The sequence below is a fragment of the Pseudomonas sp. NPDC077186 genome (assembly GCF_044543505.1).
GTDB lineage: Bacteria > Pseudomonadota > Gammaproteobacteria > Pseudomonadales > Pseudomonadaceae > Aquipseudomonas.
In genome coordinates this window covers 168,993-194,654 of the sequence record NZ_JBITWE010000004.1, presented here as the reverse complement: position 1 = coordinate 194,654, position 25,662 = coordinate 168,993, and the positions used below count along the sequence as shown (strand labels likewise).

At 56.0% G+C, this 25,662-nt stretch carries 25 protein-coding genes; 13 read left to right on the top strand and 12 right to left on the bottom strand.

Features of this window, described 5'->3' with window-relative positions:
* The first annotated feature begins 1 nt into the window (after position 1).
* From ACIGKL_RS16440 to ACIGKL_RS16430, 3 genes are read left to right on the top strand one after another with little or no spacing between them, the layout of a single operon-like run.
* Positions 2 to 838: a DUF692 domain-containing protein gene (locus ACIGKL_RS16440; RefSeq protein ID WP_179573112.1), complete on the top strand. Its 837-nt coding sequence runs from the start codon at positions 2 to 4 to the stop codon at positions 836 to 838.
* Positions 835 to 1,629 (top strand): DNA-binding domain-containing protein, encoded by a 795-nt coding sequence (locus ACIGKL_RS16435; protein WP_179573113.1) that lies wholly within the window; start codon positions 835 to 837, stop codon positions 1,627 to 1,629. Before ACIGKL_RS16440 ends, ACIGKL_RS16435 begins: the two co-directional genes overlap by 4 nt.
* A 51-nt stretch (positions 1,630 to 1,680) precedes the next feature.
* Complete coding sequence (locus ACIGKL_RS16430) at positions 1,681 to 1,995, top strand: hypothetical protein (protein WP_179573114.1); 315 nt, start codon at positions 1,681 to 1,683, stop codon at positions 1,993 to 1,995.
* A gap of 19 nt (positions 1,996 to 2,014) precedes the next feature.
* On the opposite strand, the gene ACIGKL_RS16425 is transcribed toward ACIGKL_RS16430, so the two are convergent.
* The 6 genes from ACIGKL_RS16425 to ACIGKL_RS16400 all read right to left on the bottom strand — a co-directional run bounded on the left by ACIGKL_RS16425 (position 2,015) and on the right by ACIGKL_RS16400 (position 6,797).
* Entirely contained in the window at positions 2,015 to 2,215 is a 201-nt protein-coding gene (locus ACIGKL_RS16425; RefSeq protein WP_003246756.1) for a heavy-metal-associated domain-containing protein, read from the bottom strand.
* Positions 2,216 to 2,340: 125 nt separating this feature from the next.
* Positions 2,341 to 4,698 (bottom strand): heavy metal translocating P-type ATPase, encoded by a 2,358-nt coding sequence (locus tag ACIGKL_RS16420; protein ID WP_179573115.1) that lies wholly within the window; start codon positions 4,696 to 4,698, stop codon positions 2,341 to 2,343.
* Positions 4,699 to 4,703: 5 nt separating this feature from the next.
* On the bottom strand, positions 4,704 to 4,952 hold the full coding sequence (locus ACIGKL_RS16415; protein WP_129482714.1) for a DUF2933 domain-containing protein: 249 nt from the start codon (positions 4,950 to 4,952) through the stop codon (positions 4,704 to 4,706).
* Positions 4,953 to 5,031: 79 nt separating this feature from the next.
* A complete protein-coding gene (locus ACIGKL_RS16410; RefSeq protein WP_179573116.1) occupies positions 5,032 to 5,565 on the bottom strand; it encodes a plastocyanin/azurin family copper-binding protein in 534 nt (177 codons plus the stop codon).
* 147 nt (positions 5,566 to 5,712) lie between these two features.
* Positions 5,713 to 6,270 (bottom strand): plastocyanin/azurin family copper-binding protein, encoded by a 558-nt coding sequence (locus ACIGKL_RS16405; protein WP_179573117.1) that lies wholly within the window; start codon positions 6,268 to 6,270, stop codon positions 5,713 to 5,715.
* Between the two features lie 167 nt (positions 6,271 to 6,437).
* The gene (locus ACIGKL_RS16400) at positions 6,438 to 6,797 is read right to left on the bottom strand and encodes a co-regulatory protein PtrA N-terminal domain-containing protein (protein ID WP_179573118.1); all 360 of its coding nucleotides are present in this window, start codon (positions 6,795 to 6,797) and stop codon (positions 6,438 to 6,440) included.
* A gap of 207 nt (positions 6,798 to 7,004) precedes the next feature.
* Here ACIGKL_RS16400 and ACIGKL_RS16395 point away from each other — a divergent pair, with 207 nt between their 5' ends.
* The 7 genes from ACIGKL_RS16395 to ACIGKL_RS16365 all read left to right on the top strand — a co-directional run bounded on the left by ACIGKL_RS16395 (position 7,005) and on the right by ACIGKL_RS16365 (position 14,203).
* Complete coding sequence (locus ACIGKL_RS16395) at positions 7,005 to 7,682, top strand: heavy metal response regulator transcription factor (protein WP_179573119.1); 678 nt, start codon at positions 7,005 to 7,007, stop codon at positions 7,680 to 7,682.
* A gap of 2 nt (positions 7,683 to 7,684) precedes the next feature.
* Positions 7,685 to 9,061 carry a heavy metal sensor histidine kinase gene (locus ACIGKL_RS16390; RefSeq protein WP_179573120.1) on the top strand — a complete coding sequence of 459 codons (1,377 nt, stop codon included), beginning with the start codon at positions 7,685 to 7,687 and terminating at the stop codon, positions 9,059 to 9,061.
* Between the two features lie 224 nt (positions 9,062 to 9,285).
* Positions 9,286 to 9,678 (top strand): TonB-dependent receptor domain-containing protein, encoded by a 393-nt coding sequence (locus ACIGKL_RS16385; RefSeq protein WP_260619635.1) that lies wholly within the window; start codon positions 9,286 to 9,288, stop codon positions 9,676 to 9,678.
* Positions 9,679 to 9,839: 161 nt separating this feature from the next.
* The gene (locus ACIGKL_RS16380; protein WP_397487582.1) at positions 9,840 to 10,256 is read left to right on the top strand and encodes a hypothetical protein; all 417 of its coding nucleotides are present in this window, start codon (positions 9,840 to 9,842) and stop codon (positions 10,254 to 10,256) included.
* Positions 10,165 to 10,446, top strand: a complete 282-nt coding sequence (locus tag ACIGKL_RS16375) for a ProQ/FINO family protein (protein ID WP_397487581.1) — start codon at positions 10,165 to 10,167, stop codon at positions 10,444 to 10,446. Before ACIGKL_RS16380 ends, ACIGKL_RS16375 begins: the two co-directional genes overlap by 92 nt.
* Before the next feature lie 176 nt (positions 10,447 to 10,622).
* The gene (locus ACIGKL_RS16370; protein WP_179573122.1) at positions 10,623 to 12,494 is read left to right on the top strand and encodes an ATP-dependent endonuclease; all 1,872 of its coding nucleotides are present in this window, start codon (positions 10,623 to 10,625) and stop codon (positions 12,492 to 12,494) included.
* The gene (locus tag ACIGKL_RS16365; RefSeq protein WP_397487580.1) at positions 12,491 to 14,203 is read left to right on the top strand and encodes a UvrD-helicase domain-containing protein; all 1,713 of its coding nucleotides are present in this window, start codon (positions 12,491 to 12,493) and stop codon (positions 14,201 to 14,203) included. The genes ACIGKL_RS16370 and ACIGKL_RS16365 overlap by 4 nt, the downstream gene beginning before the upstream one ends.
* Before the next feature lie 198 nt (positions 14,204 to 14,401).
* Here the strand turns inward: ACIGKL_RS16365 and ACIGKL_RS16360 are convergent, their stop codons facing one another.
* Both ACIGKL_RS16360 and ACIGKL_RS16355 read right to left on the bottom strand, forming a co-directional pair.
* Entirely contained in the window at positions 14,402 to 16,690 is a 2,289-nt protein-coding gene (locus tag ACIGKL_RS16360) for a xanthine dehydrogenase family protein molybdopterin-binding subunit (protein WP_179573124.1), read from the bottom strand.
* Positions 16,687 to 17,160 (bottom strand): (2Fe-2S)-binding protein, encoded by a 474-nt coding sequence (locus ACIGKL_RS16355; RefSeq protein ID WP_179573125.1) that lies wholly within the window; start codon positions 17,158 to 17,160, stop codon positions 16,687 to 16,689. Before ACIGKL_RS16355 ends, ACIGKL_RS16360 begins: the two co-directional genes overlap by 4 nt.
* 500 nt (positions 17,161 to 17,660) lie before the next feature.
* Between ACIGKL_RS16355 and ACIGKL_RS16350 the strand changes: the two genes are divergently transcribed.
* The gene (locus ACIGKL_RS16350; RefSeq protein ID WP_397487579.1) at positions 17,661 to 18,344 is read left to right on the top strand and encodes a DUF6088 family protein; all 684 of its coding nucleotides are present in this window, start codon (positions 17,661 to 17,663) and stop codon (positions 18,342 to 18,344) included.
* A gap of 76 nt (positions 18,345 to 18,420) precedes the next feature.
* Here ACIGKL_RS16350 and ACIGKL_RS16345 read toward each other — a convergent pair whose 3' ends face one another.
* The gene (locus tag ACIGKL_RS16345; protein WP_043101735.1) at positions 18,421 to 18,714 is read right to left on the bottom strand and encodes a helix-turn-helix domain-containing protein; all 294 of its coding nucleotides are present in this window, start codon (positions 18,712 to 18,714) and stop codon (positions 18,421 to 18,423) included.
* 86 nt (positions 18,715 to 18,800) lie between these two features.
* On the opposite strand from ACIGKL_RS16345, the gene ACIGKL_RS16340 reads away from it, so the two are divergent.
* Together ACIGKL_RS16340 and ACIGKL_RS16335 are read left to right on the top strand one after the other, a co-directional pair.
* The gene (locus ACIGKL_RS16340) at positions 18,801 to 19,259 is read left to right on the top strand and encodes a hypothetical protein (RefSeq protein ID WP_043101733.1); all 459 of its coding nucleotides are present in this window, start codon (positions 18,801 to 18,803) and stop codon (positions 19,257 to 19,259) included.
* A gap of 71 nt (positions 19,260 to 19,330) precedes the next feature.
* Positions 19,331 to 19,549 (top strand): AbrB/MazE/SpoVT family DNA-binding domain-containing protein, encoded by a 219-nt coding sequence (locus ACIGKL_RS16335; RefSeq protein WP_043101729.1) that lies wholly within the window; start codon positions 19,331 to 19,333, stop codon positions 19,547 to 19,549.
* A 207-nt stretch (positions 19,550 to 19,756) separates the two neighbouring features.
* Here the strand turns inward: ACIGKL_RS16335 and ACIGKL_RS16330 are convergent, their stop codons facing one another.
* From ACIGKL_RS16330 to ACIGKL_RS16320, 3 genes are all read right to left on the bottom strand, one after another.
* Entirely contained in the window at positions 19,757 to 20,824 is a 1,068-nt protein-coding gene (locus ACIGKL_RS16330; protein WP_179573127.1) for a UvrD-helicase domain-containing protein, read from the bottom strand.
* Positions 20,817 to 22,421 (bottom strand): ATP-dependent endonuclease, encoded by a 1,605-nt coding sequence (locus tag ACIGKL_RS16325; RefSeq protein ID WP_179573128.1) that lies wholly within the window; start codon positions 22,419 to 22,421, stop codon positions 20,817 to 20,819. The genes ACIGKL_RS16330 and ACIGKL_RS16325 overlap by 8 nt, the downstream gene beginning before the upstream one ends.
* A gap of 135 nt (positions 22,422 to 22,556) precedes the next feature.
* Complete coding sequence (locus ACIGKL_RS16320; RefSeq protein WP_397487578.1) at positions 22,557 to 25,565, bottom strand: P-loop NTPase fold protein; 3,009 nt, start codon at positions 25,563 to 25,565, stop codon at positions 22,557 to 22,559.
* Between the last annotated feature and the right edge of the window lie 97 nt (positions 25,566 to 25,662).

The window sequence follows — 25,662 nt, the reverse complement described above, 5'->3', positions numbered from 1 at the left end:
AATGAGTAAGCGCAAAACTCTGGGTTTCGGTCTTGGCCTTCGTAACGAGTATTACCGGCAGATCCTGGAGGAACGGCCTGCGGTCGACTGGTTCGAGATCATTTCCGAGAATTACCTGGTGGAGGGCGGCAAGGCTCTCTACTTCCTTGATGCGATCGGCGAGCACTACCCCCTGGTGATGCACGGAGTATCTCTTTCGATTGGCGGCTCACATGCCTTGGACATAGACTACCTACGACAGCTCAAGCAGCTGGCGGATCGGGTGCAGCCTCAGTGGGTGTCTGATCACCTGTGCTGGAGTCGAGGCAACGCCCATCAACTTCACGATCTGCTACCGCTGCCGTTTACCCAGGAGAGCCTGCTGCATGTCGCGGCCCGAGTGCGCTTGGTGCAGGATGTTTTGGAACGTCCCATCGTGCTGGAGAACGTTTCCTCCTACGTGCAGTGGACAACATCCAGCATGAGCGAGTCTCAGTTCCTCTCGGAGCTCAGTTGCCTGACCGGGTGCGAGCTGCTTCTCGACGTGAACAACGTCTACGTCAGTTCGTGCAACCAGGGTTTCGACCCTTGGCAGTTCATCATGGAATTGCCGCACGAGCGGATTCGGCAAATTCACCTGGCCGGGCACAGCGATTACGGGCAGTACCTCATCGACACCCATGACCAGCCCATCGCTGATCCGGTTTGGTCTCTCTACAGCAAGACTTTGAGCTACTTGGGCCCGACATCGACCTTGATCGAGCGGGATGACCAGTTTCCGCCGCTGGAAGAGCTGTTGTCCGAATTAGCACATGCCCGTGCTATCGCCAAATCTGTGATATCGGGGGCCACCCCTTGAGCCTGATCGCCGTACAGACTGCATTTGAAACTTACCTGACAGGTGACAGTGCCCTGCCCTCCAACGAGCTTTTGGAGCAGATCCGAGGTAGCACAGCGCTGAGTGCTCTTGAAGGCCTGCAGATCTACCACAATGCTTACCGTTCGCGCCTGCTTGCGGTATTGCGAGAAGACTTCCCTGCCCTGCTTCACTGGATCGGCAACGAATCATTCGAGCAGCTCGCACTGGCCTACTTGGCCGCCTGGCCACCACGACATTTCAGCATTCGCTGGCTGGGCGAGAAGCTGCCCGAGTTCATTAGCAGCTACGTCGAAAAACCCCAACTATCGCCGATGCGCGAACTCGCGGAACTGGAATGGGCCTTTACACTGGCCTTCGACGCTCAGGATGTCGAAGCGCTTTCGCTGGAGACCATGAGTGATTTTTCGGCTGAAGACTGGATTTCACTCAGGGTTTCCCTGACTGCATCTGCCCGGTGGTTGCAGCTGCAGTACAACACGCTGGAGTTGTGGAAAGCCGCCAAGTCCGGCAGCTTGCTGCCTGATATTACCCGCCTGCCAACGAACCTAGCCTGTCTTGTTTGGCGTCATGAACTCGTCTGCCAGTACCGGAGCCTGGAGCCAGCGGAGGCTTCGGCATTGCAGTTTCTCATCGAGGGCGGATCGTTCGCTGAGCTCTGCGAGTCGTTGAGCGCTACGCATGGCGAGCAAGCTCCCTTGCAGGCCGCGACTTGGTTGAAGATGTGGATCAACGACGGTTTGCTAAAGCGCAGCCAGCTATTACACGAATGACCCGGAACCTTTAGGCTAGCGCTCTCTCTTTGGCCACTCCCGAGCGCTTCTATGACTCACCGCATCATTCATTTCAAACAGCAAGCCTTGCTTGACCCAGAGACCTATCAGGCAATGCTGGCCGACGGCGTTGGTCACTGGGAGCGGCTTTCAGGAGAAGTCGTCGGCATAGAAGACGAAAAAAGCCACGAGTTCGCTGCATTGAAATGCCTGTTTAAGCGCAAGCGGTACTCCTATGACACGCTGGAAATGCGCGAGCCAGGCGATCACTCAAACTGGCTTCGGGGCCGAGATGGTTCAGAAGGTATGACCAACGAGGTCACCAGTATCCCGGGGCTAAAAGAGCTCTCAGAGCTGGAGATTTAGTTGCTTGGCAGATCAGCGCTCAAGCGCTGACCTGGGCCGAATAGCCAAGCTCCTGGATGAGTTCGCGGATCGATTCGGCACTTTCTGTGCTCTCAACGGTGACCTTGCCGGCCGCTCGATCCACTTCTACTCGTGCATCCTGATCCAGAGCTTGAATGGCCTTCGTGATTTTGCTCACGCAACTGCCACAGCCCATCCCCGCAACACTCAGACTAAACATGTCTTTCACCTCATTTCGTCCGCGGCTCAAGTTGCCGCACGGACAGCATCGACCTTGACACGATGGCAAGGTCAAGTGTGCAAACGCCACAATAAGGCCCTGCCGTTGGCCAGTGGTATGGGAGCCTAGCCGATGTCCGTTGATTTCAATCTCAGAGCATTGAAGACCACCGACGCAGAGCTGACGCTCATCGCCAGCGCAGCAATCAAGGGCGACAGAAGATGCCCCGTGAGCGGGTACAGTAGCCCCGCTGCTAGCGGGATTCCCATCGCGTTGTAGAGGAACGCAAAGGCGAGGTTCTGCCTCATGTTCTTCACGGTCGCCACTGACAGGGTGCGGGCTCGCAGGATGCCCATCAGATCTCCTTTGACCAGCGTCACTTGGGCACTGTTCATCGCCACATCGGTGCCCGTGCCCATGGCGATACCTACCTCAGACCTGGCCAGGGCGGGCGCATCGTTGATGCCGTCACCCGCCATGGCGACACGACGGCCATAGCCCTGCAAATCGGCGACGAGTTTCTCCTTATCCTGCGGTTTGACCTCACCATGCACTTCCTCGATTCCGAGCTGTTTCGCCACGGCCCTTGCTGTGGTGAGGCCATCACCAGTGGCCATGATGACCTTCACGTCTTCGCTTTGAAGCCTGGAGACAGCCTGTTGAGAAGTAGGCTTGATTGGATCGGAAACGGCCAGGAGTCCCGCCAGGCGGTCATCAGCGGCCAAATAAATAATGCTGATGCCCTCCAGACGCAGTTGTTCGGCGCGATTACGCAGCGGGGTAATGTCGACACCAGCCTCGTCCATCAGCGCGGTGTTGCCGAGCTGCAGTTGATGGCCATCGACTTGACCGCGCACACCAATACCCGAGCCAGACTCGAAAGTGTCCGGCTTGACCAGTGCAATGCCTTGACCACGCGCATGATCGACGATGGCATGAGCCAGCGGGTGCTCACTACCCTGGTCGAGACTGGCAGCCAGGCGCAGCACTTCGTTGGAGTCGTAACCGCCAGTCCCTTCCGCGCTATGGAATACCGGACGCCCTTCGGTCAGAGTTCCCGTCTTGTCAACGATGAGCGTGTCGATCTTGCATAGATTCTCGATGGCGCTGGCATCGCGGAACAACACACCGCTGCTTGCGGCCTTGCCGGTTGCGACCATGACGGACATCGGGGTTGCCAGACCCAGGGCGCAGGGACAGGCAATGATCAGCACCGCCACCGCATTGATCAGGCCAAATACCCAGCCTGGTTCCGGCCCAAATAGCCCCCACCCGAAGAACGTAAGGACCGCGATCAGGATCACCCCGACCACGAAATACCCAGCCACCGCATCAGCCATACGCTGCATGGGGGCCTTGGAGCGCTGGGCCTTGGCCACCATCTGCACGATCTGCGACAGCATAGTTTCGGCACCGACTTTCTGCGCCTCCATCACTAGGCTGCCGTGGGTGTTCAGGGTGGCACCGATAAGGGCATCGCCTATCCGCTTGGTAACCGGTACTGGCTCGCCGGTGAGCATCGACTCGTCGACTGCGCTCTCACCCTCCAGCACAGTACCATCTACAGGAACCTTCTCGCCTGGCCGGACACGCAGATGATCGCCCTGATGGACATGAGTCAGAGGAATGTCCTCTTCTACTCCATCGGGCCTGATGCGGCGCGCTGTCTTTGGCGCCAGTCCCAGCAGCGATTTGATTGCTGCGGACGTCTGCGAGCGAGCCTTTAGTTCGAGCATTTGGCCCAACAGCGTGAGTGAGATAATCACCGCGGCTGCTTCAAAATAGACGCCGATACGTCCGTCCTGAACAAAGGCCGCCGGAAACCACTGCGGAACCAAGGTAGCGGCCAAACTGTAGAAGTAGGCAGCAGCCGTTCCCAAACCGATCAGCGTCCACATGTTGGGACTGCGGTGCCGGATGGAGTCAATGCCGCGGACGAAGAACACCCAGCCACCCCATAGCGTCACGGGCGTCGCCAGAGCCAGCTCAACCCAGTTCTGGGTCGTGCCATGAAACAGTTGCAAGGAATGACCAGCCATCGCCAGCACGGTCACGATGACGGTCAGTGGTAGGCTCCACCAGAACCGCCGTGAGAAGTCCTTCAGCTCCGGGTTTTCCTCCTCTTCCAGTTCCGGGATGACAGGCTCCAGCGTCATGCCGCAGATCGGGCAGTTGCCAGGGGACGGTTGGCGAATCTCAGGATGCATCGGGCAGGTGTATGCGGCTCCTTCTGGTGCCGATATCGGGGGCTGACTCGTATGCTGATGTGCTTCATGAGACGAGTTGCCCATGTACAAGTGGGGATCAACTTGAAACTTCTCCAGGCATTTGGCACTGCAGAATCGGTAGGTCTTCCCTTCAACGCTCTCGCGATATGGGCTATCAGATTTCACCTCCATGCCACACACAGGATCGCGTTGACTTTCCGGTTGACCGTGCGAGTTGTGCCCATGTCCGTGATCGTGGCAGGAGGAATTTCGCATGTGATTTATTTCCTATCTTCGTCCTTAGAAACCGTGGCACCGCTAGCGTGGGAGTGCCCGCCATGATTGTGGCCAAACAGGTGCATAAGCGGGCATAGCAGCAGGATGAGGTATGGCAGGGCCTGCGAGATGTGACCGTAATGCTCGCGTGCCACATAGAAGATGCCGATTACGGCCAGCATGATCAGCGCAATGCCAATCTTGCTCTTCCAAAAAGGCGGTTCAGTGGTACTGGTGTGATGGGTATGGTCCATGACAATAGCCTCGTTTCAATGGCAGCTGGATCAGCATAGGTGTCCCAGACTGGGCGGAGTTGACGAGTATCAATAGACGTCAGCGTACGATCACCTTACCGACCATTCCCGACTGATAATGTCCTGGAATATTGCAAGCGAACTCCAGTTCGGTGGCGGCGGAGAAGGTCCAGATCAACTCTTCGCGTGCTCCAGGTCCGACAAGAACACTGTTGGGGTCATCGTGTTCCATACCAACCATCTTCATGCCGCCCATGGCATGGCCCATATTGCTCATGTCATGCGCACCCGTTGGGGACAGCGTGCCGTTCTGAAACATCGCAGCCATCTCTTTCTGATGTGCGGCATGGGATGCCGCTTTGCCAAGATTGAATTCGTGTAGCAGTGCACCGTCATTTTTCAGTACGAAGCGAACCGTCTCGCCTGCTTTGATCTCCATAGCTTTAGGTTCGAAGAAGATGTCCCCCATCCGTACTTCGATGGTGCGATCTACAGCCTGACTGTCTCCCGGTTGCCCGATGCTGTCTTTATTGTGGCCCGGGCTGGCCTGCGCATTGGCAGCACTGAGCAGCAAACCAAAGGCGGTGATAATGAAAGCGGGTCTGAGTTTCATGGTGTGCCTCTGGGGTATTGAGGAGGGATGAGTCCCGATTCTAATGAAGTGCAGTTGGCGGTACGCTGACGTGAAAATTACATCGCAGTAAGGTTCGTCCAATCGGTGCTACCCAGCTCGCGGCCGACGAGTAGCACCGGTGCTGGGCTAACGCAGAGCAAACTCACCGATCATTCCCGCCTGGTAATGCCCGGGCAATGTACAGGCGAAGCTCAAACTACCCGCCTGAGGGAAGGTCCACACGAACTCTTTGGTTGTGCCGGGCTCGACGAGAACAGCATTCGGATCGTCATGCTTGGCTTTGATGACTTCCGGATAGCCTGGAGGGTTGGAGTCTCCCGTGCCATAACGCTCATGCCAGACAATGCGTTCGGCCATGCCGGTCGGTGTCAATGTGCCGTCCTTGAACAAGGACGCCATCTTGCGCTGGTGCTCCAGCTGGGAAGCTGCTTGCCCGATGTTGAACTCGTGCATCAACGCGCCCTCGTTCTTCAAAACGAAGCGCACGGTTTCACCCGGTTTCACATCGATCGCTTTCTGGCTGTAGCTGATGTCGTCCATCTTCACGAAGATGGTACGAGTTGCTGGCGTCGCCTGGGTCTGCTGCCCAATGCCATTGCTACTGCCGCCGGTCTCGGCAAATGCCGGAAAAGTGGTGCTGATAAACAAAGTGCTGATCAGCAGCTTAAGGGGTATGCGGTTCATGGTGAGACCTCGTGATGGACGCTGGAAATCTCATGTTATTCCCCACTTGCTGCCAGGCCGCTGACCCCAAAACTACAATTGCGTCAGCTGGGAAAAAGCACGGCGCCTTAGAGGCGCCGCTAGGCCAAAGGAGCAATCACGAAAGGCCTGGAAGATGGGGGAAATCTTTACTGATGGCATTCCTTGTCGGCCATCATCAGCTTGTGCTCTCGAATCATTTGACCCAGCACGTCGTCTACGAGCTTGTCATGCTTTTCCATCCAGGCCAGATGCTCTTCGGTGGACATACCCGGAGCAGGATGTTCGTCGTGTAGCTGACCCATAATGTTTTCGAGCATTTTCATGTGCTCCTGCATGTGCACATGTCGCTCGCTGGCTGGGGCCTTCTCCGCCTGGATCAGCACAGCTTCTGCTTTGTCGCGCATCTGCTGGATGCGTTCGAATACTCGATCGCTGCCCCCTTCGGCCCAAGCCATAGAAGACAGCAGTAGCGAACCAACCAGAAATAAAGGTTTCAGCGATTTCATGGGGCAGTCTCCATCAGTGCAAACTATGGCCGGCACCTCTGTTTTTGGTCTGTCGAGGGCCGAGAGCACAACCCAGTGCTCATGCTTGCACCCTAGACAAGCCACCCTGTCAGTCACCTGAAGCCAGAATTACATTTTCGTAAGCTTCTGGTTGGGGGCGCGGTTTGCCTGCAAACTCAGGCCACCCGATTTTTGGAGTCTGCTCGCATGAAATTACTGGTAGCTGAAGATGAACCCAAAACCGGTGCATACCTGCAGCAAGGCCTCAGTGAAGCAGGCTTCAATGTCGACCGGGTTATGACCGGTACAGATGCTCTACAGCACGCGCTCAGTGAATCCTATGACCTCCTGATCCTGGATGTGATGATGCCTGGGCTGGACGGGTGGGAAGTGCTGCGCATGGTGCGCGCCGCCGGAAAAGACGTCCCAGTGCTTTTCCTGACCGCACGCGATGGTGTGGAGGATCGCGTTAAAGGGTTGGAACTGGGCGCGGATGACTACCTGATCAAGCCATTTGCTTTCTCAGAGCTTCTGGCCAGGGTCAGAACGCTGCTGCGCCGAGGCAATGGCTCACCCACGCAAACCACCATGAAAATTGCCGATCTGGAAGTCGATCTGATGAAACGGCGCGCTGTCCGGGGTGGGAAAAGAATTGACCTGACGGCGAAGGAGTTTTCACTGCTGGAACTGCTACTGCGCCGGCGCGGCGAAGTGCTCCCGAAATCGCTGATTGCTTCGCAGGTTTGGGACATGAACTTCGACAGCGACACCAACGTCATTGAGGTCGCTGTACGTCGGCTGCGCGCCAAGATCGATGACGATTTCGATCTCAAGCTGATCCATACCGCCCGCGGCATGGGGTACATGATGGATGCGCCGGAGTGAATATGAAGCACCTCTCGCTGACCGCTCGGATGAGCTTGATGTTCATGTCCGCGGTGATTGCCGTCCTGACAGTAGCGGGGCTGAGCTTCAACATGCTCAGCCAGCACCACTTTAAGATGCTGGACCGGCAGGCCCTGGTGGAAAAACTCGAATCAGCCAAACACATTCTCAACAACGCTCGCAGCGGAGCTAACCTCTCCGAGGAGTTACCGCAGTTGCGAGCCTTACTGGGGGCGCATCAGGATCTGGCCGCAACCATCCTGGCCAGCGACGGCGCAGTGCTCTTTTCCGACCCCAGAGCAGTCGAAGTGCCGGGACGCTTCAGGCGTGCCGATGAGCAGAGCATGTGGGAGTGGCAGAAAGACGAGCACATGTACCGGGGCATGACGGCTCAAATCTCTGTGACTGACCAACCCGAACCGCTTACAGCTCTGCTGATTCTCGATGTCACCAATCACACGCACTTTTTCGACACGCTGCAGCGATGGTTCTGGATTGGATTGGTCATCAGTGCCTTGGTCAGTGCGGCGCTTGGCTGGGTGGTTGCTCGCAGTGGTCTTAGGCCCCTGCGGCAAGTCACTGATGTAGCCTCCGGGATGTCCGCTCGCTCGTTACAGGAACGAATCCCTCTAGAACCAGTGCCGCGGGAACTTCAGCAACTGGTTCTATCCTTCAATGCGATGTTGGCTCGGCTAGAGGATGCCTTCGTTAGGCTCTCCAATTTTTCGGCCGACATTGCCCACGAGCTACGCACGCCCGTTAGCAACCTGATGACCCACACCGAGGTCGTGCTGAGCAAGAAACGCGATATCAATGCCTATGAAGAGAATCTGTACTCGAACCTGGAGGACCTGAAGCGCATGTCTCGCATGATCGATGACATGCTGTTCTTGGCCAAGGCTGATAATGGCCTGATCATCCCAGAGCAGGCCAGGATCGAACTGGCCGACGTAGTCTTCAAACTGTTCGACTACTACCACCTCCTGGCAGAAGAGCGCGACATTGAACTATCGCTCACAGGGAAAGGCCAAGTGCTAGGAGATCGGCTGATGCTTGATCGAGCGCTGTCCAACTTGCTGTCCAATGCGCTGCGTTACACGCCGGCGGGAAAGACAATTTCGGTTCTGATCCGCCAGACAGCGGACTCAACTATCTTCAGCATCGAGAACCCAGGTAACACAATCAGCTCGGAGCATCTAGAGAAGCTCTTCGACCGCTTTTACCGGGTCGACCCTGCTCGACGCGAAGGTAGCCCAAGCAACGCCGGGCTCGGACTTGCCATCACCCGATCCATAAGCGAGGCTCACAAAGGCCGCATTTGGTGCACTTCAGCGGCTGGCCTCACGGGCTTTCACATCGAATTCCCCCATCCCAGTTGATGTCGGTCTGCCGGTAAGTAGTCTACAGCCGACGGCGAGCCCAACTTGACAGAGCGAGCTCAGGTGCAATTCGACCGAGCGCAGATGGCTTTCGCCATCCAGGCAGGCAATGAGCGGTGAGCTGACACTAGAGCCCACCATTCGCTCTCGGGTAGTAGTTTATGAAGCTTTGAAACGGCATCACCTACGCTTGCCTTGCCTCCTACGCCTACACCGACGCCGAGGTGACCAAGGCCAACCCGGTTGGCACCGGCGCCAACGCATATAGCCTCGAAGGCAACGTGCCGATTTCGGTAGCCAAGGACACTGCCTCGCTGTGGCTTGACTACACCGTGCAGGGTGGTCCGCTGGAAGGCTTGGGCATGGGCATCGGCCAGCGTTATGTCGGCTCCTCATACAACGCCAAGAACACAGTGAAGGTTCCCCACTACACCCTCACCGATGCCAGCGTGCGGTACGACCTGGGCCACCTGACGCCCGACCTTAAAGGCGTTTCGGTGGATCTGAGTGCGAGCAACCTGTTCGACAAGCGCTACTTCACCCCAGGCTTCTACGAGAGCAGCGTGTTCTATGGCACGCGGCGTACAGTGGTGGGAAGTTTGACGTACCGGTGGTAATAGTCTGCATCTAGGTCAAAAGCTGCATTCAATCAAGGGCAGCTTTTGGCCGGTTTCTGCCTGATGTGGCTGGCCGGTCGCTGCCTTTCGATTCGCCCATTTCTTCGATATGCACTAGTGTTGAGGTCTGCCAGGATGGCTGCCACCAGAAAGGACTCTATATGCGCTATCTCAAACTGCTCCTCATCGCGCTAGCTTCGGCTCTATGCGCGACTTACCTCGTGCTTTGGCTGACGAAGCCTGCCCCCCTCGAAAACACCACGATTCCGCCGCTGATCTTCAAGGAAGAGCGGAACGCGCTCGTAATTTGGGGCGGCTGGAAGACCGTCGAGGGCTATCAGGCGCCCGGAACGAATGCTGTTGAGATTCGCTGCAATCGCACCTTCAACACGTGCAACGAAGCGGTCGCCTCGATCCTGCATCACTTCGAGGGCGAAGACCTCGAAGCTCACTACCTGGTGTCGGGGAAGTCGATACTGGGCAAGCATGACGGAGAATGCGCCGCGCTTCGACTTGAGCGGTCAGGCAGTTGGAATAGTTACGGCGGTTCAGGCTCAGCATGCAAAGCGGCAAGCTAAGCGGCAGCGTGGACAAGTACGACGTAAACAGTCGCAGCCGAAAGAGCCTATACAGAGCTCTGCCGCGATAAGGCTGTGGAGCAGATCGTTGATTAAAAATCACTCGTGCTCAGTACCAAGTTGCCCAATCACTTGCAAGGTACTCGCGGCAGCTCTGAAGAGCTGCAAGTGGCCGGTATCATCTACCTGATGTGCTCGCTATCGGCCAGCCACACCAGGCAGAAACCGGCCAAAATCGGCCCTTGGTTGCGGGCGCGGTACGCGGCTCGACCCGAAGGATCCCTCAAGTAGCGATACAGTCGAATCGCACCTACCATTACGCACTAGAATCAGTAGGTTGGTTTCCGCTAGACAAGGAGGGTCGAAGTGCATCTTGTGCGTGTTCGCGTCCGGAACTTCAGAGGCATCGCCTACGGTGAGGTCCACCTCAATGGACACACTGCTTTTATCGGTGACAATAACGCCGGGAAGTCCACATTGCTGGAAGCGGTGGACCTGGTACTTGGCCCGGAACGCCTGAGTCGCCGTCCTGTAATTGATGAGCACGATTTCTATGCCGGTACGTACGTAGATCCGGCCAAGAACGAGGTCATCCCGATCCAGATCGAGGTTATTGTCGCTGGACTCTCTGATGAGCAGCTGCGGCATTTCCGCGACCATATCGAGTGGTGGGATTCACAGGCCAAGACATTGCTTGTGGGGGCCCCCCCAGAGGGAACAGACGCCCCCCATGTTGGTGCAGCAATACGCGTCTTCTTCAACGGCTGGTATGACGTAGAAGAGGACGACTTCGCTGGGGATACCTTTTACGCCACTCCCGAAATGCCGGATGGCTCCTACCTGCGGTTCTCTGCGCCCGACAAACGAAAGTGCGGTTTTCTTTATCTTCGCACCCTACGAACCGGCGCCCGCGCACTCAGCCTAGAGCGAGGCTCCTTGTTGGACGTGATCCTTCGGCTGAAGGAGACACGACTGACAATGTGGGAAGACTTGCTCGACCAACTGAGGGCATTGCCAGTTGGAGAGACAGAGGATATCGGCGAGTTACTTGTCGCAGTCCAGGATGCAGTACGGCACTACGTACCATCCGACTGGGCAGAGCAACCCCACATGCGGGTTTCGGACCTCACCCGCGACATGCTCCGTCGAACCCTGACTGTCTTCATGGGCACTGGAGCGAAAAGGCCGGACGGCTCCGTCTATTCCGCCCCATATCAGCACCAAGGCACTGGCACGATTAATACGCTGGTATTGGCTCTGCTGTCCATCATCGCCGAACTCAAGCAAAGCGTGATCTTCGCGATGGAAGAGCCAGAGATCGCGCTTCCGCCGCACACCCAGAAACGAATTATCAATTCGCTGCGCCAGAAGTCGGCACAGGCCATCTTCACCTCCCACTCACCCTACGTGCTGGAGGAGTTCGATCCTGCCCAGGTGGTGGTTCTCAAGCGCACGGCCGGTGTTATGACCGGAGTCCCTGCTACATATCCACCGGCAGTCAAGCCCAAGGCTTATCGCACAGAGTTTAAAGCTCGGTTCTGCGAAGCTCTACTTGCCCGCTACGTACTTGTGCTTGAGGGCCGTACGGAGTTCGACGCATTGCCTGCCGCCGCCCGCCGGCTCGCCGAGCTGGATCCCACGCGATTCAAATCTCTCGAAAACCTTGGAGTGGCTATCGTCGATGCTCGCGGCGAGACCAATGTCGCTCCTCTGGGTGCATTCTTCCGGTCTCTCGGCAAGATCGTGTTCGCGGTGTTCGACAAGCAATCACAGGAGGCGCTCGCAACCATCACTGCCTCGGTCGATCATGCCTATGAGTCCGCGACTAAGGGCTTCGAAAACCTTGTGTTGTATGGCGTGTCTGAGGTCGCACTCCGCAGCTATGCTGCTGTTGTAGTTGCTGGCGGCGATTGGCCGCAGCATCTCGCGGCATGGACGCCAACGCCCGCAACGCCGCTGGCCAATCTGCAGGCGGCTCTGTCGAGCTATTTCAGCTGGGCCAAGGGTGGTGGCGACGCCGGCGACTTGCTCGCCTCCTGCCCAACCGCCAATGACATGCCTGAATACGTGAGAACCACGCTGGCAGCCATCAAGAACGTCATTGAGCCACCTCCGCCGCCTCCACTACCTCCCCAGCTAGCCGGCGTGCCCCCTCTCCCAGAGGCTGCAGCCAAGTCGCCGCCATTGGCAGCCGCCTATGGGAAGTTCCAACCGTCCCCGCCCCAGCCTCTGGCATGACGGCAGTGTGGAGCGATCAGAAGCGCGACTTCCTGAAGTGCGCCAGCCACGCCCTGGCGCTAGGTGGTCCTGGTGCCGGCAAAACACACGTCGCGCTGGTCAAAGCTCGTGACGAAATTCGCTCAGGAATACTCAAACCAGGCCAGAAGATCCTCTTCTTGAGCTTCGCCAGGCCTACCGTAGCGCGCATCATCGAAAAGGCTTCTGAGCTGATCTCTCGCGAGGATCTGAAGCAACTAGAGGTCAGCACGTACCACGGTTTCGCATGGAGCATTCTCCGAAGCCATGCCTATCTGCTGAATGGCAGACCGAACCTGCAGCTTCTGCCACCGCCGGAAGCAGCAGCGCATTTGGCAGATATCGATAAGGCCCAGCACGAAAATGAGAAGCGACGCCTTTTTGAACAGGAGGGCCGCCTGCATTTCGACTTGTTCGCAAGCTTGGCCAGCGAACTGCTGAGCCGCAGTGATCGGTTAGGCGCCATCTTCTCCGACACCTATCCCATCATCATCCTCGACGAGTTTCAGGATACAAACAGTGATGAATGGGCGCTGATCCAGCAGCTTGGAAAGCGCAGTCGCCTCATTGCACTGGCCGACCCCGAACAGCGGATCTATGAGTTTCGAGGTGCTGATCCCAGGCGGGTGGGAGACTTTCTGGAGAGCTTCGGCGCCGCCCATTTCGACTTCGCGGGTGAAAACTATCGCAGCAGCGGTACCGACATCACGGCCTATGGGAATGACCTGCTCACTGGCGCAAACAAGGGCAAGGCCTACCAGCAGGTCAAAATCACGCGTTACGACTTCATGTATGGCAAGAGCCTGCACTTCACCGCCAAGGCCGCGGTATTCTCGGCGTTGGATCGCCTCAAAAAAGTACCTGACAAATCGATCGCGATCCTGGTGCCATCCAGGCGGCTGATGCTCGAGTTTTCTGACTACCTTTCTTCTGCAACTGATGGTCTGCCAGAGCTACATCACGACGTCGCAATGGATGCTGAACCGCCGGCTCTAGCCGCTGGCGTTATCGCCACGTTGCTGGAGGGAGGTACCGCTGGCGATGTGGCGAGCCGCATGCTCGGCGCACTTCACTCGCACATTCGCGGGCGGCGCGGGGGCAGGCCTACCCCACAGACCGAGCTTGACCTGGCGGGTGCTCTTAGCGGGTTCCTCTCCTCGGGAAAGATCCGCGGCTCCAAGCGCCTGTTGATTGTCAGCGAAGTTCAGCGCATCTCAGAATTGCGGCAGCAACTGCAATTAACGGGCGACCCTGCGGAAGACTGGTTACACCTGCGCGGCCTGTTGGCGTCGTCCACTGCGGAAGCCTTGAAGCAAGTAGCAACAGATGCTCGCTACCTACGACTGCTGCACCGAAGCTCAGTATTGCGAACCAATTTGGGCGCGTTGTGGCGTGCCCAGGGAGAGTACATGGGTGCTGAAGAGGCAGTCCGGAGTGCCTTGATGCAGGAGCATTTCGCTGCAGCTCAAAAGGACTGGCGTGGCATCCACCTAATGACGATACATAAGTCCAAAGGGAAGGAGTTCGACGAGGTCATCATCTACGACGGCCTTTACCAGCGCATTGCCAAAGCCCCGCAGGATCCAAGAATCTGCGCCCAGGATCTTTTAGTACTGCGGGTGGGTGTGACTCGGGCGATACGTCGGACCACCATTGTGACTCCGAAGCGCGATCCCTGCCCTTTCCTGTGAATCAAGACCTCCCCTGCTTACACCACACCGCTTCGCTCGGCATCGGTCAACTCGAATCTAATCAGTAATCAGCGGCAATGCATTTGGGTGATGAGTGCGAGCAGCTATGTAGCGCACAAGTTGGGGACACAGCCTATTGCAAAGCACATAGTTTGGTTGGTGCCAGGCTGACCTTGGCGGTCAGCTAGGCACCTTAACTTACGCCACTGTTCGAATCGGCAGACTACGCACACGTTTGCCGGTAGCAGCAAAGATCGCATTGCACAGTGCAGGCGCAACCGGTGGTACCGGCGGTTCACCGACACCACCGGGAGGCAGATTGTGGTCGTCATTAACCAGATGGGTACGGATAACCCGCGGCGACGCGTTATGGCGCAATACTTCATAGTCATGGAAGTTGCTCTGAACCACTCGGCCCTTGGCGAACGTAATCTCGCTGCTCAGTGCCAGGCTCAGGCCCATGATTGCGCCCCCTTCGAGTTGTGCGCGGATACGCTCTGGATTGATCTGCGGACCGCAGTCAATCGCCATGTCCACACTCAGCACGCGCACTGCACCCTTGTCGTCCACTGCCACCTCGACCACAGCGGCCGTGTAGCTGAGGAAGCTATAGCAGAATGCCAGCCCGAGACCATGTCCCGCTGACAGTTCGCGCCCCCACCCTGCTCCCTCGCACGCAGCGTTGATCACGCCACGCAGGCGACCGGTATCGTAAGGGTAACGCTCGGGCGACTCGCTGTAGTTCCAGGTATCGGCCATCGTGCCCGGATCGATCTGGCGCGCTGGGCCGATCAGGTCGAGAGCGAACTGTCGATGATCCTTGTCTGCGCGATGAGCCAGTTCGGCGATGAAGCACTGCGCCGCAAAGGCATGCGGGATGTTGGCCACCGAGCGGAACCAGCCGATGCGGGCATGTGCGGGCACCTCGGCGGTTTCCACTCGTACGTTCGGAATGCGGTAAGGCATGTTGATCGCCGACATCGCCGACTCGAAGATCTGCTCGCCCATGGCGCCTTCGGTGAAAAGCGAGGCGATGGTGGGCGCCGCGCTGCGGTGCAGCCACGAGCGGACCTGGCCCTGGCTGTCGACGACCGCCTCTAGCCGTTCAACCGAAACGGTGTGAAGGTAGTCGTGCTGGATGTCGTCTTCGCGGGTCCATACCAATTTGACCGGCGTCCCTTCAGGCATAGCCTGGGCGACGATGGCAGCTTCATCTACGAAGTCGGGCTTGGACTTGCGACCGAAACCGCCGCCTAGAAGCAGCACATTGACCTTGACGTTCTCGGGCTTTAGCTTCAACCGCGCCGCCACAGCATCACGTGCCGCGACGGGGTTCTGGATAGAGGTCCAGACCTCTGCCTTGCCACCCTGGATCTGTACGGTGGCCACCGGAGGCTCCATTGAGGCATGAGCCAGATGCGGCACGTGGTACTCCGCGACCAGGCGTTCGGCCTCAGGCGCCCTGCTCCAGGCCTGCGCAACGTCACCCTGGTCGCGCACTACCTTGCCGGACTTGCGCGCTGCACTCTCCAGCGTTCGGCGGTACTCAACGGAGTCATAGTTGGCGTTGGCGCCGTCGTCCCACTCGATTTTCAGAGCAGCGCGTCCCTGGCGTGCGGCCCAGGTGTTGCGCGCGACGACCGCTACACCGCCTAGAGGCTGGAACCCCGGTGCGCCGCTCATATCAGGCACTTCCACCACTTTGATGACGCCTGGCACAGCCATCGCTTGACTGGGGTCGTATCGGCGCAACTTTCCGCCAACCACGGGCGGACGAGCCACTACGGCATAGACCATGCCTGGTAGACGCATATCCATACCGTAAGTGGCCTGGCCCTTACCAATCGCCTCTAAGTCGACCAGGCGTACGCGATCCTTGCCGATGTAGCGAAAATCTTCCCGAGCCTTGAGCTTGAGTGCGTCGGCATTGGGTACCGGTTGCTTGGCCGCATCCACCGCCAGCTCGCCGTAACCCAGGCGCCGCCCGGTACGCTCGTGTACGACCTCGTGCTGAATAGCTTTGACCTCAGACACAGGCACAGACCAGCGCGCTGCGGCGGCCGCTTCGAGCATCTGACGCGCTGCGGCACCGACACGCCTCATGGGCATCAGGAAATGGCGCACGCTACGCGAGCCATCCACGTTCTGGTTGCCGTAGCGCGTTTCGTCAGCCTCAGCCTGTACGATCTTGACCTGCTCCCAACGCGCTTCCATCTCGTCCGCCACCACCATCGGTAGACTGGTGCGCACGCCTGTACCCATTTCTGCACGGTGCGCGACGATGGTGACCGTGCCATCTTCAACAATGGAAACGAAGATCAGCGGATCGTCCACCGTACCGCCAGGCATACTATCGGCACCGTATTTCTTGGCGCCGTCATCGGCCCAGGCGGCGGTGACCAGTCCCTTGGCCGTCACGGCCAGCGTTAGCGCAGCCAGGCTGCCTTGCAGAAAGACACGTCGGGAGAGTCCAGATTTGATGCTCATACCAAGCCTCCCTGCGCAAGTTGGTTGGCAGCCTGCTGGATTGCTGCGCGGATGCGCGGGTAGGTGCCACAGCGGCAAATGTTACCGCTCATGGCCTGATCGATCTGCTGCTCGCTGGGCTTCGGCGTGCTCTTGAGCAAACTCACCGCCGTCATGATCTGCCCTGCCTGGCAGTAACCGCACTGGGCGACGTTGTTCTCGATCCAGGCCTGTTGCACGACTTGCCCGACGCGATCCGCCTCCATTCCCTCGATGGTCGAGATTGCCCGCCCGGCTACCGCCGAGACTGGAGTGACGCACGAGCGAATGGCCGCACCGTCCATATGCACGGTGCAGGCACCGCACATGGCCATGCCGCAGCCAAACTTGGTTCCGGTCATGCCAAGTTCATCGCGTAGCGCCCATAGCAACGGTATGTCGTCGGGGCCTTCAACGTCCTTGGTTTGGCCGTTGATTTGAAGTCTTGTCATGGGCGAACTCCTGTCAGGGGCAACCGCGGGGGCGATGCGCTGCAAGCGCTGGGATGGCTACCGGAATGAGTCTAGAAACTCTACAGAAAAAGATCGCCCCCAATTCATTAGCTGAGCTAATAGAGGCATTCACTGCTCGCGATCATTACGGACCTGTCCGACGTGCCACTCCGAACCGGAGACATCATTGGTCTTCTTTCGGAACAGCCAGTGGAGCTCTGTAAAGCGCTTGGTGCTGACGGTCAAAAAAATTACGAAATTCGTGTAAAGGGTTAGGGCCGAGCCAGAGTTATATCAGTAGATCAAGTGAGGCGAGTCGACGCCAGCCATTGAAAATGGTTGACCAAGTGGTCGAGATTGTCTGTATCCACCCTCTGGCACCTCTACTGACCCTAGCTTGATTCGCAAGTATTACCATAGGGCAGAAAATAGACGATCACTATCCGTCCTCGACCGCAGGAAGCTGCGATAGAGTTCATACGCTAGACGTGGAAACAGCAATGCCGAGTGATAAATCTCAATCGACATCTATCCGAATTGCTCAGCGGGTCAAGCGCCTACCGAAAGGACAGCCCTTCTCGATCAGGCGCTTTGCGGAAATTGGAACACGCAGCGCCGTTTACAAGGCAGTAGCACTGCTGATCAACAGAGGCGAACTAGAGAGGCTACATCGAGGTATCTACATGCGCCCCAAACCTAGTCGGTATGGGACGCGGTACCGGCCTAGTGCTTGGGAGGTCGTGAGCTTGATTGCCAGGCAGAACCGTCAAACCCTCCAAATTCATGGCGCCAATGCTGTACGAATGTTTGGTCTCAGTACCCAGATGCCATTGGTCCCGATTTACTACACCAGCGGGCCAAGTCGATCATTCCATTTCGGGAAAGGTGAGGTCCGCCTGATACATGCCCCTCCTTTGGTTATGCAGCATGCCGGAACCGAAGTTGGGACAGCAATCAGTGCCATCTTTTATCTAGGCAAAGAGGGTGCAACCGCAGGATGCATTACAGCCATCCACAACGCGCTTAAACCTGCAGACCAAATCACCCTGATGACCTGCAAAATGCCTCGGTGGATGCGCGGAGCATTGGAGCTTAATTTGGCCGCCGGGGCTAGCACCCCAGGAGTACCGTGCTGCGGACAAAATCTTCCACCCGAGCACTCTGGCAGTAGACCTCACAAGTAATGTCCGAAAGGCCCCGTCAGGTTCAGGGATTGGGCTCCATTTCTAATCCGATCGCATGACTGAGGTCATGGCCGCACTACGAATAATCCTCATTCTCAAAAAGCTTGAGCTCCGCCTCAATCCGCAGAACGAGGTCACGTCGAGCCACCCCGTTTTCTTTGATGAGATAGGCGGCTGCCAGAATGGTAGCTGGGTGGAGATCCAGCACGCTGGCGAGTTGCTCGACCTTCTCGATGGTCGGCCCCTTAATACCGCGCTCCAGGCTGCTCAGGTAGGTTCGGCTACTGATGTTGGAAAAGTCTTCCTGGGTAAGGCCCTGCTGCTTGCGCAACCTTTTAAGCGCCAGCCCGAATGCTGTGCTCAGCTCCATTTTACCGATCCTGAAAAAGAATCGATGAAGCCTTCGCGAACACTATAGGGCTACAATCTATAGGGTTCATTTTCAGGTGCAGGGCTATGTTCACGACTTACCGGAGTGCGGAGATCCACTTGGATACCGCAAAGGGTGCCACCACCCAGCTGTGGAGCTATGTTGAGCAGGAGATCAGCTGGCCTTGGTTCTACCTGCAAATCGCTCGACGCCACGGCCGTCAGGCCTATCGAAGCATGCTGATGCTTCATCACGCCCATGACCTAAAAAAGATCATTGATGATCAGTCAAATCTGGCCTGGGCGGAGGAAGTGCAGCTGGTCACACCGGCACACGTCAATGGCCACTCAACGTGGCTGATGGAACCACTGAAAGAAATTTGCATCGTTCGAGATGGACCCACCGGAGATCCGGGCTACCTCTATAAAGTCGCCAATGGCGTCAGCTACTCAATGCATCACCGGAGAAACCTGGAGGCACTGATCGTTACCGACGTTATTTTTTCGGCCGAAATGCATCTGCGGCGGAGTGACATCAATTCTTAGAGGGTATCTCGTAACGACAGAAGTAGTCCGTCATTGTAGGGCGTCAGCTCTACCATCAGAGGTTTCGAAAGATGGTTGCAACTCGGGTAGTGATTCAAGGCTGGGACGGCGATGGCACCATCCGGATTCCCGATGAAATTCTCCAAGCAATGGGAGTTGAGGTCGGGGACAGCCTCTATCTCATCGAAGAGTATGTCGGCACTACTCGCTGCATTGTGCTGAGCAAGACTCCCAGTGTTCCAGACCGAATTGACGAATTAGTTGAGCACATGGACTCCGCGACAAAGTGAAACGCATAGCCACTAGGCGAATAAGCGTCCTAGAGGAACCAGAACTAACCCCCAGAGCCGAGAGTCTCCGCTTGAGCAGCTGTCGAGATCAGGTAAATCTGCGCAAACACAGATAAAAATGAAACGGCAGGAAAATCAGATTGTTACTGAGAAAATTGCTGTCAGTTTGGCATCCTTGACGCATTAATTAAAAATGCGCATCCGCTCTCATGGCACCCACACTGGCAGCTTGGAGTTTCCTGGATTATCGATGATGATCGCCAGGCTTTGTCTTGCCCTTGTTGTAGCTACATAGAACGCCGCTGCGGCCGTAGCCTCCAAGCACTCCTGCTTCTGTATAAATGTCCTGATCGGCGCCGTTGGCACGATCAACACACGCTCGAATGTGGCTCCCTTCGAAACCTTAAAATTCATGAAGTCTAAAGTGAAATCCTTGCCCGAAGATGCGGTGTTACGCAGGCACTGGGGCTGGTAGCTCTCGACGTACTGGCTGACATGCTTCGAATGCACTAGGAACACACCATCGTGCTCAGACTCTACGTGGTTCTCTGAGGTGGTCTCTGGGAAACCCCACGATTTATCAAAAATAGTGTCCGAGAACGCCGCAATCTCGGCTCGGCAACGGTAGGTTGTAGTCGCGTAGATAATCCTTAGCAGACCATCTGCTTCGCGCTCTAGAAACCACTCAAGTGCACCTGCGTAACCGTACTGCTTGTTTTTCTGCCCCCTCGGGTTAGTTGAGAGCACCGCCTGGCGCACATCGCCGACCATGCGAATGTCGATTCGTGAATGCAGTAGCCCATGCACAATCTCCCAGTCATAGCCACTGAGATCCTGGACCTCGTCGATCAGAATCTCGTCGTAAAGGCATTCCAGTCTGCGAAGTAATGCCGGCGTCGCTGCCATCAGTTCACTCGCGAGACGGCCGAGCTCGCAGGCATACAGATGATTGCTGCTGTCCATAAACCTGTGCCTGCCTTTCGCAAACTGTCCGGGGCGTCCTTCGAAACTGAACCCCCCTACCCGCTCACCTGGGAATTTGAATGGCAGGAACGGCTTTGCGAAATGGCGTAGCAAGAAGGTGTACCAGCCCATAACCTCCACGCTATGGCGGTCACCGACCTGAGAGCTGAGCCGTTGAATCAGTTCTTGCTGATTGGTTTGAGTGAACGTAACGAGAAGTAGGCGCCGATCATTGGGCAATGCTTTGCAATGATCTACCAGCCCTTGAGTTTTTCTACCGCCAGCAACTGCAAGAGTTAGATGGTTAGACATGGTGGATGAACTCGGCTGCCGCCTTCATATAATCAGGCGGGCTAAGATGTTCGACTGATTCCGCCAGTCGAATGGCCCCTTCCGTTTTCTCACGAGCCATCCACGTTTCCAGGTTTGCTGCAGCGGTGATGCCGAGCATCTTGCGCAAGTGAGGCTCGCCATTTGCGGTTATGAGTTGCGGCTCAAGCGTGCGGCCATTAGCGACGGCACCGATGAAAAGCGCTCGCCGTTTATGGTCTAGCCACTTTTCAACCGGTTTAGATAGCTCCTCAGGATCAACGCCGTCGTTATCGCGCATTACAGCTACAGGTTTATCGATCGCAGCACAAAGCTCAAGGCATCGAGCCAGCGCCAACCCTCGCATGCTGATGACATCGATACCATGGCCCATTGGGCGTTGACTGAAACAATCCTTGTAGACGCGTTCGAAGATAATTTCGTCCGAAGGACCTTCAACCAGCACGACTTTCTTAGCGAGCACCAGGCGCAAAGTGTCGTAGCCAGGCAGTCTCTGGAAATAGCTGACTGTGGTTGGATCAAGCTCTGTGATTTTGGCAGCGCTATTGCGATGCAGTAAGAGCAACGCATTCAGGCCCAGGCGGTTGAGCACGTAGGTGCTGTGAGTTGAAATGAAGAGTTGTTGCTCTTCCGTCTTCAGGGCCTCGATACGATCGAGCAAAGTCGTCAGACTAGTGTGCGATAGATGGTTCTCCGGCTCCTCGATCATCACGATCTTCGCCTTCGAGGAGTGACGCTTCATCGCGAGTGAAATCTTGATAGCTGCCTGTTGGCCTTGGCCTGCCATTGCAAATGGGAGGCCGTCAACATGTGGAGTGACCACACTTTCCCATGACGTACGGGATGTCTGATCCATCGCCAGGGCCATTGGCTCTTGCTGCAACGCAGCATCAATACCGGAGAGTCGCTTATTCACCGGTGCTAACGCACCATCCGTCATAGATGCTTTGATGCTGCGGTAGTCCAGAGATATCTGTGCCTTCTCGGATGACTCCAAGTGGTCACTTAGTATCTGGCGAAGGTGATAGTCAACACCGGCGGCTGATTTAACCGTCCTAGAGTCTATAGTAGCCACAGAGAGAGCCCGGGGCCGCCGTGTGAGCTCATTATCTGCGAAAGATCGCCATTCGTAGGTGTAATACTCGATGGGGAGCAATGCAGATGGATGTTTGAGCCACTCATCTAGCTCGTCTTGGTACTCCTCGCTGGGGAAGATGGAGAGGAATAGACCGGGACAGGCATTGGTTGGGACGTCGGCATTCACGGCGCCTAGAAGCCCCTGCAGTTCATCTGTGTCCTGTAGGTAGAGCTCAATGAGGATTTCCGGTAGGGCTGGCTTCTTCCCTGCTTGCCTGAGGGAAAGAAACTCGTCCACCATCTCAGTGTTAAACCAATGCGGGTTTAGCTCCTCTAGAATGCCACGCCCTCCAATCCGGCCGTTGAGCGCCAGTGAAATTGCCTCCATTAGAGTAGATTTGCCGGCGTCGTTGTCTCCTATAAGGATATTTAAGCCGGGATTCGGCCTCAGAAGAAAATCCTTGTAAATTCGATAACCACGGATTCGAATTTTGGTGATCAAGGCCGATATTCCCAGGAGAGTTATTGAGACCACATAGCAATTTTATGGCCAAGTGTGATGATATAGGCGAAGCGGTACTTTATTTCGATGACATCGTGCGTCCGCTTACTGACCCGACGTAGACCTAGTACTCGCTCACACAACTGATGGTGGTGTAGACGAAAGCTCGTCGCCTCCCCCTTCAGCCGCTGCTCGCTCATCAACCATCTCATCAAGCACCCTGAATACTCCTGCAAGATCTTCATGGTAATAAGCTATGTAGTTAGACGTAACTACTTGCCGCTCCTCATGACCTAGGACGCGTTGTCGAATTAACTCTCGGTGCTGCTGCCAGTATCGCTCCATGTGTTCCGGATCGAGACCTCCCGGAAGTTCCGACCTAGAGGCAAAGTAGCCATCTCCATCTCCATCTACAGCCGAAAAAAATGAATTGCTCAAGTGCGCCAAACAGTGGTCAATGAACAAGAAGATGTTGTCTTCATCAATGGCGGGGTTGAAGCAAACATCAAATACGTATGAATTCATCAACCTTGATATACCTCCACCATCGTTGGCACCGCACTCGTCGTAGTAACCACAGCCCACGCCGGATCCACCAGGAGCCTGCGGGTTACTCAGTTGGTAAATCACAAAGGACTTAATGGCCGAACGTGCGGCGGAAATCCGTATACCAATCGAGGTTCCAGCCCACTCAGATTGTTGGTTCTCTGACTCCGACTGAGCAGAGTACGACGCAGCTTGGCCAAGAAGCTCTTCATCTCGGACGCAGTTGACCGCTGAGAAAAAATTCCTCTGGGGGGCAATGTAATCTCGCTTGAACAGTGCGAAAACCTCTTGAGACAATTTTCTCATGCCCATTAGAGCGAGGTTGGTGACGTAACCGGTTGTTGCAGCACTCATATCCTGATTCACAATGAGGGCTGAATGCAGGTTGTGCAACTGACCCTGGCGATCTGCTGAACATTGGAGCCGAAACAGCATTAGGTCGTACCAGCCAAGAGCGCCACGATCAATGCTAGCAATGCGCTGAAGTAGACCGCGATTGAGATGGGGTCCTTCGCCGAATATGCGCCATGCAATTTCTACGATGTTTTCCGGGGTATTCGAGCGCCGGCGACCTGCTGTACGGCCCCAACCGGCGCGATCCAGAAGGCGCAGTAGGGAGTACACAGACCTCTGCCGCAAGCTGCGATCCATAACCTCGACTGCCCCGTAAAGCGGCAGACAGTCGACAAGCGTGTTTATAGAATCGTCGGCGGTAGCCTGAGTGAAGTCATAGGACTGGTTGACGAGTACCCTCCAGAATTGGTCATGTGAGTGCTCTCCTAACTCAAGCTGAAATTCAGGTGAGGCTAAAATGGAAGCAATGGACGCCCCGTTTCGAACAGCCTCAACAGCCTTTTGGTACAGCACAAAAGTCTCCTGCGGCTCCGGTGTAACGAAGCGCACAATTAGCTTTAGATATCCCTCTAGATTTCTAAATGAGTCCTGATTGAAACAGGCGCGTGATGCTAGCAACGCCTCGTCCGCTTCGTTCAGCGCATTGAATTCGAGAACTGTTATATCGAAAAGCTGCGTCAAAAGGAATGCGGCTGGCTCTTGTTGAGCCCCCACTAGCTCAGAGAACTCAGCTGAATTCGTAAATTCACGTTGGCCGTAATTACGCTTTACGGAGAAGGTTCCGTGACGCCCCTCTGTCTCTTCTGCATAGATCTGCCTGAATAATCCTGGGTAATTCAGGTGCAAGAGCATGAGATTGATAAGATCCCGTTTATTAAAGTCCGTCCGATGCAAATCGCTTTTTTCAAGCTGCATGAGCAGCATTGCGTTTACGAGGCGCTTCACCTTGCGGAGATTGCCAACAAGAGGTAGGTACTTCGCCGCCAGGTTGCCGTCAAGTATATCTGCTAACTCGCTGAGTACAGAGCCGAGCTTCAGCATCGTGTCGGAAGGAATTGTGCCTAGTTGGGTATCTGCGTTTTGCCAGTCCCTTCGCAGGAAGTCGCGAACACTTGAGCTATCAACGAATAGACTTAGCTTGACAGTCACAAATTTTTCAAGAAACTCCCTAGCCCGAGAGCCTTCCTCTTGGTTTCCAGCAAGTACCTCTGTGTCATAGCAGAGGACATAGGTGGCCTGCGAAAGCTTGAAGGTTCGCCGTGTTGCAAACAGAACATTGTTCGTAGTTTTTGCATCTAAACGATCAAGGTCATCAATGACGATGATTACACGGCGCCCGATACGCCGAAGGACTTCGTCTATATCATCAAGTAGCTCATCTACGGTTTCCTGCGAAGGTTCCAAGGAGATCTTGAACCCTAGGAACGAGACATCGGCTTTCCCCTTTATCAATCGAGAGTATCGTGAAACCGTCGGCCGAAACTCTGGTGCGAATACATTATTCTGAATCGCTGAAGATAAATCGCGAATTAAGCGATCTGCCAAGTCTGGTTCGGATGCGTATCGAAGGGGTTCGAATCGACAAACAATTACTTGGTCACTAGCGCTTTCCCAGTAACGCTCAGCAAGATTGATGAAGCTTGTCTTGCCTACCCCCCACGGCCCGTCGACCCCAAAGACAAGCCCAGGATGAGCGCCACTCGCGAGGACAGTCTCTGCGAATGACTTGGCTTGCGCCTTGTTTGCAAGCAAGTCTTCGTTATCGTCCCGGATCTCTTCGTCCGCCATGAAATATAGCTGAGGAGCGACTCTACTTCGTCTCGGCCAATATTTTTGAAACAGTGGCGACAACAGCACGACGCAGAGCATACAGAAGATCGCGAGGGCCCAATGAGGGTCCGCACTCTTCAATACGACATGGACCTTGGAAAGTAAGGGCGAGGTCAGCTCGTTGATCCAGATGCCCACAACAAGCGCCCCCAGCAGATCAATACGAAGACTGCGCCCCAATTTTACAGCCGTTGCGTATGCCCCACGCTCCTCTGCATAGATCAGGCACAAGAGAAGCCCGAAGAGTATCCCGCCGATTTTGGCGCATAGCGCTACACCAGACACTGTTGGAGCAAAGCTCGTGCCGAGGTAGAAGGCGGCCCGCCCAACCTCTGCACCTATAAAACCAGTGGCGAGTAGCCGGGCAAATACCAGCAGCTCGGGCATTTTCATTGCTGACTTGGCAGCCGTCATCGATTTTTCTCCATAGATATCTCTCCATTTCCTCGATGTCGCATCGCCACATCCACTTATAAGGAGTGAGGGCACGCCGGTCACACTTTAAGAAGGG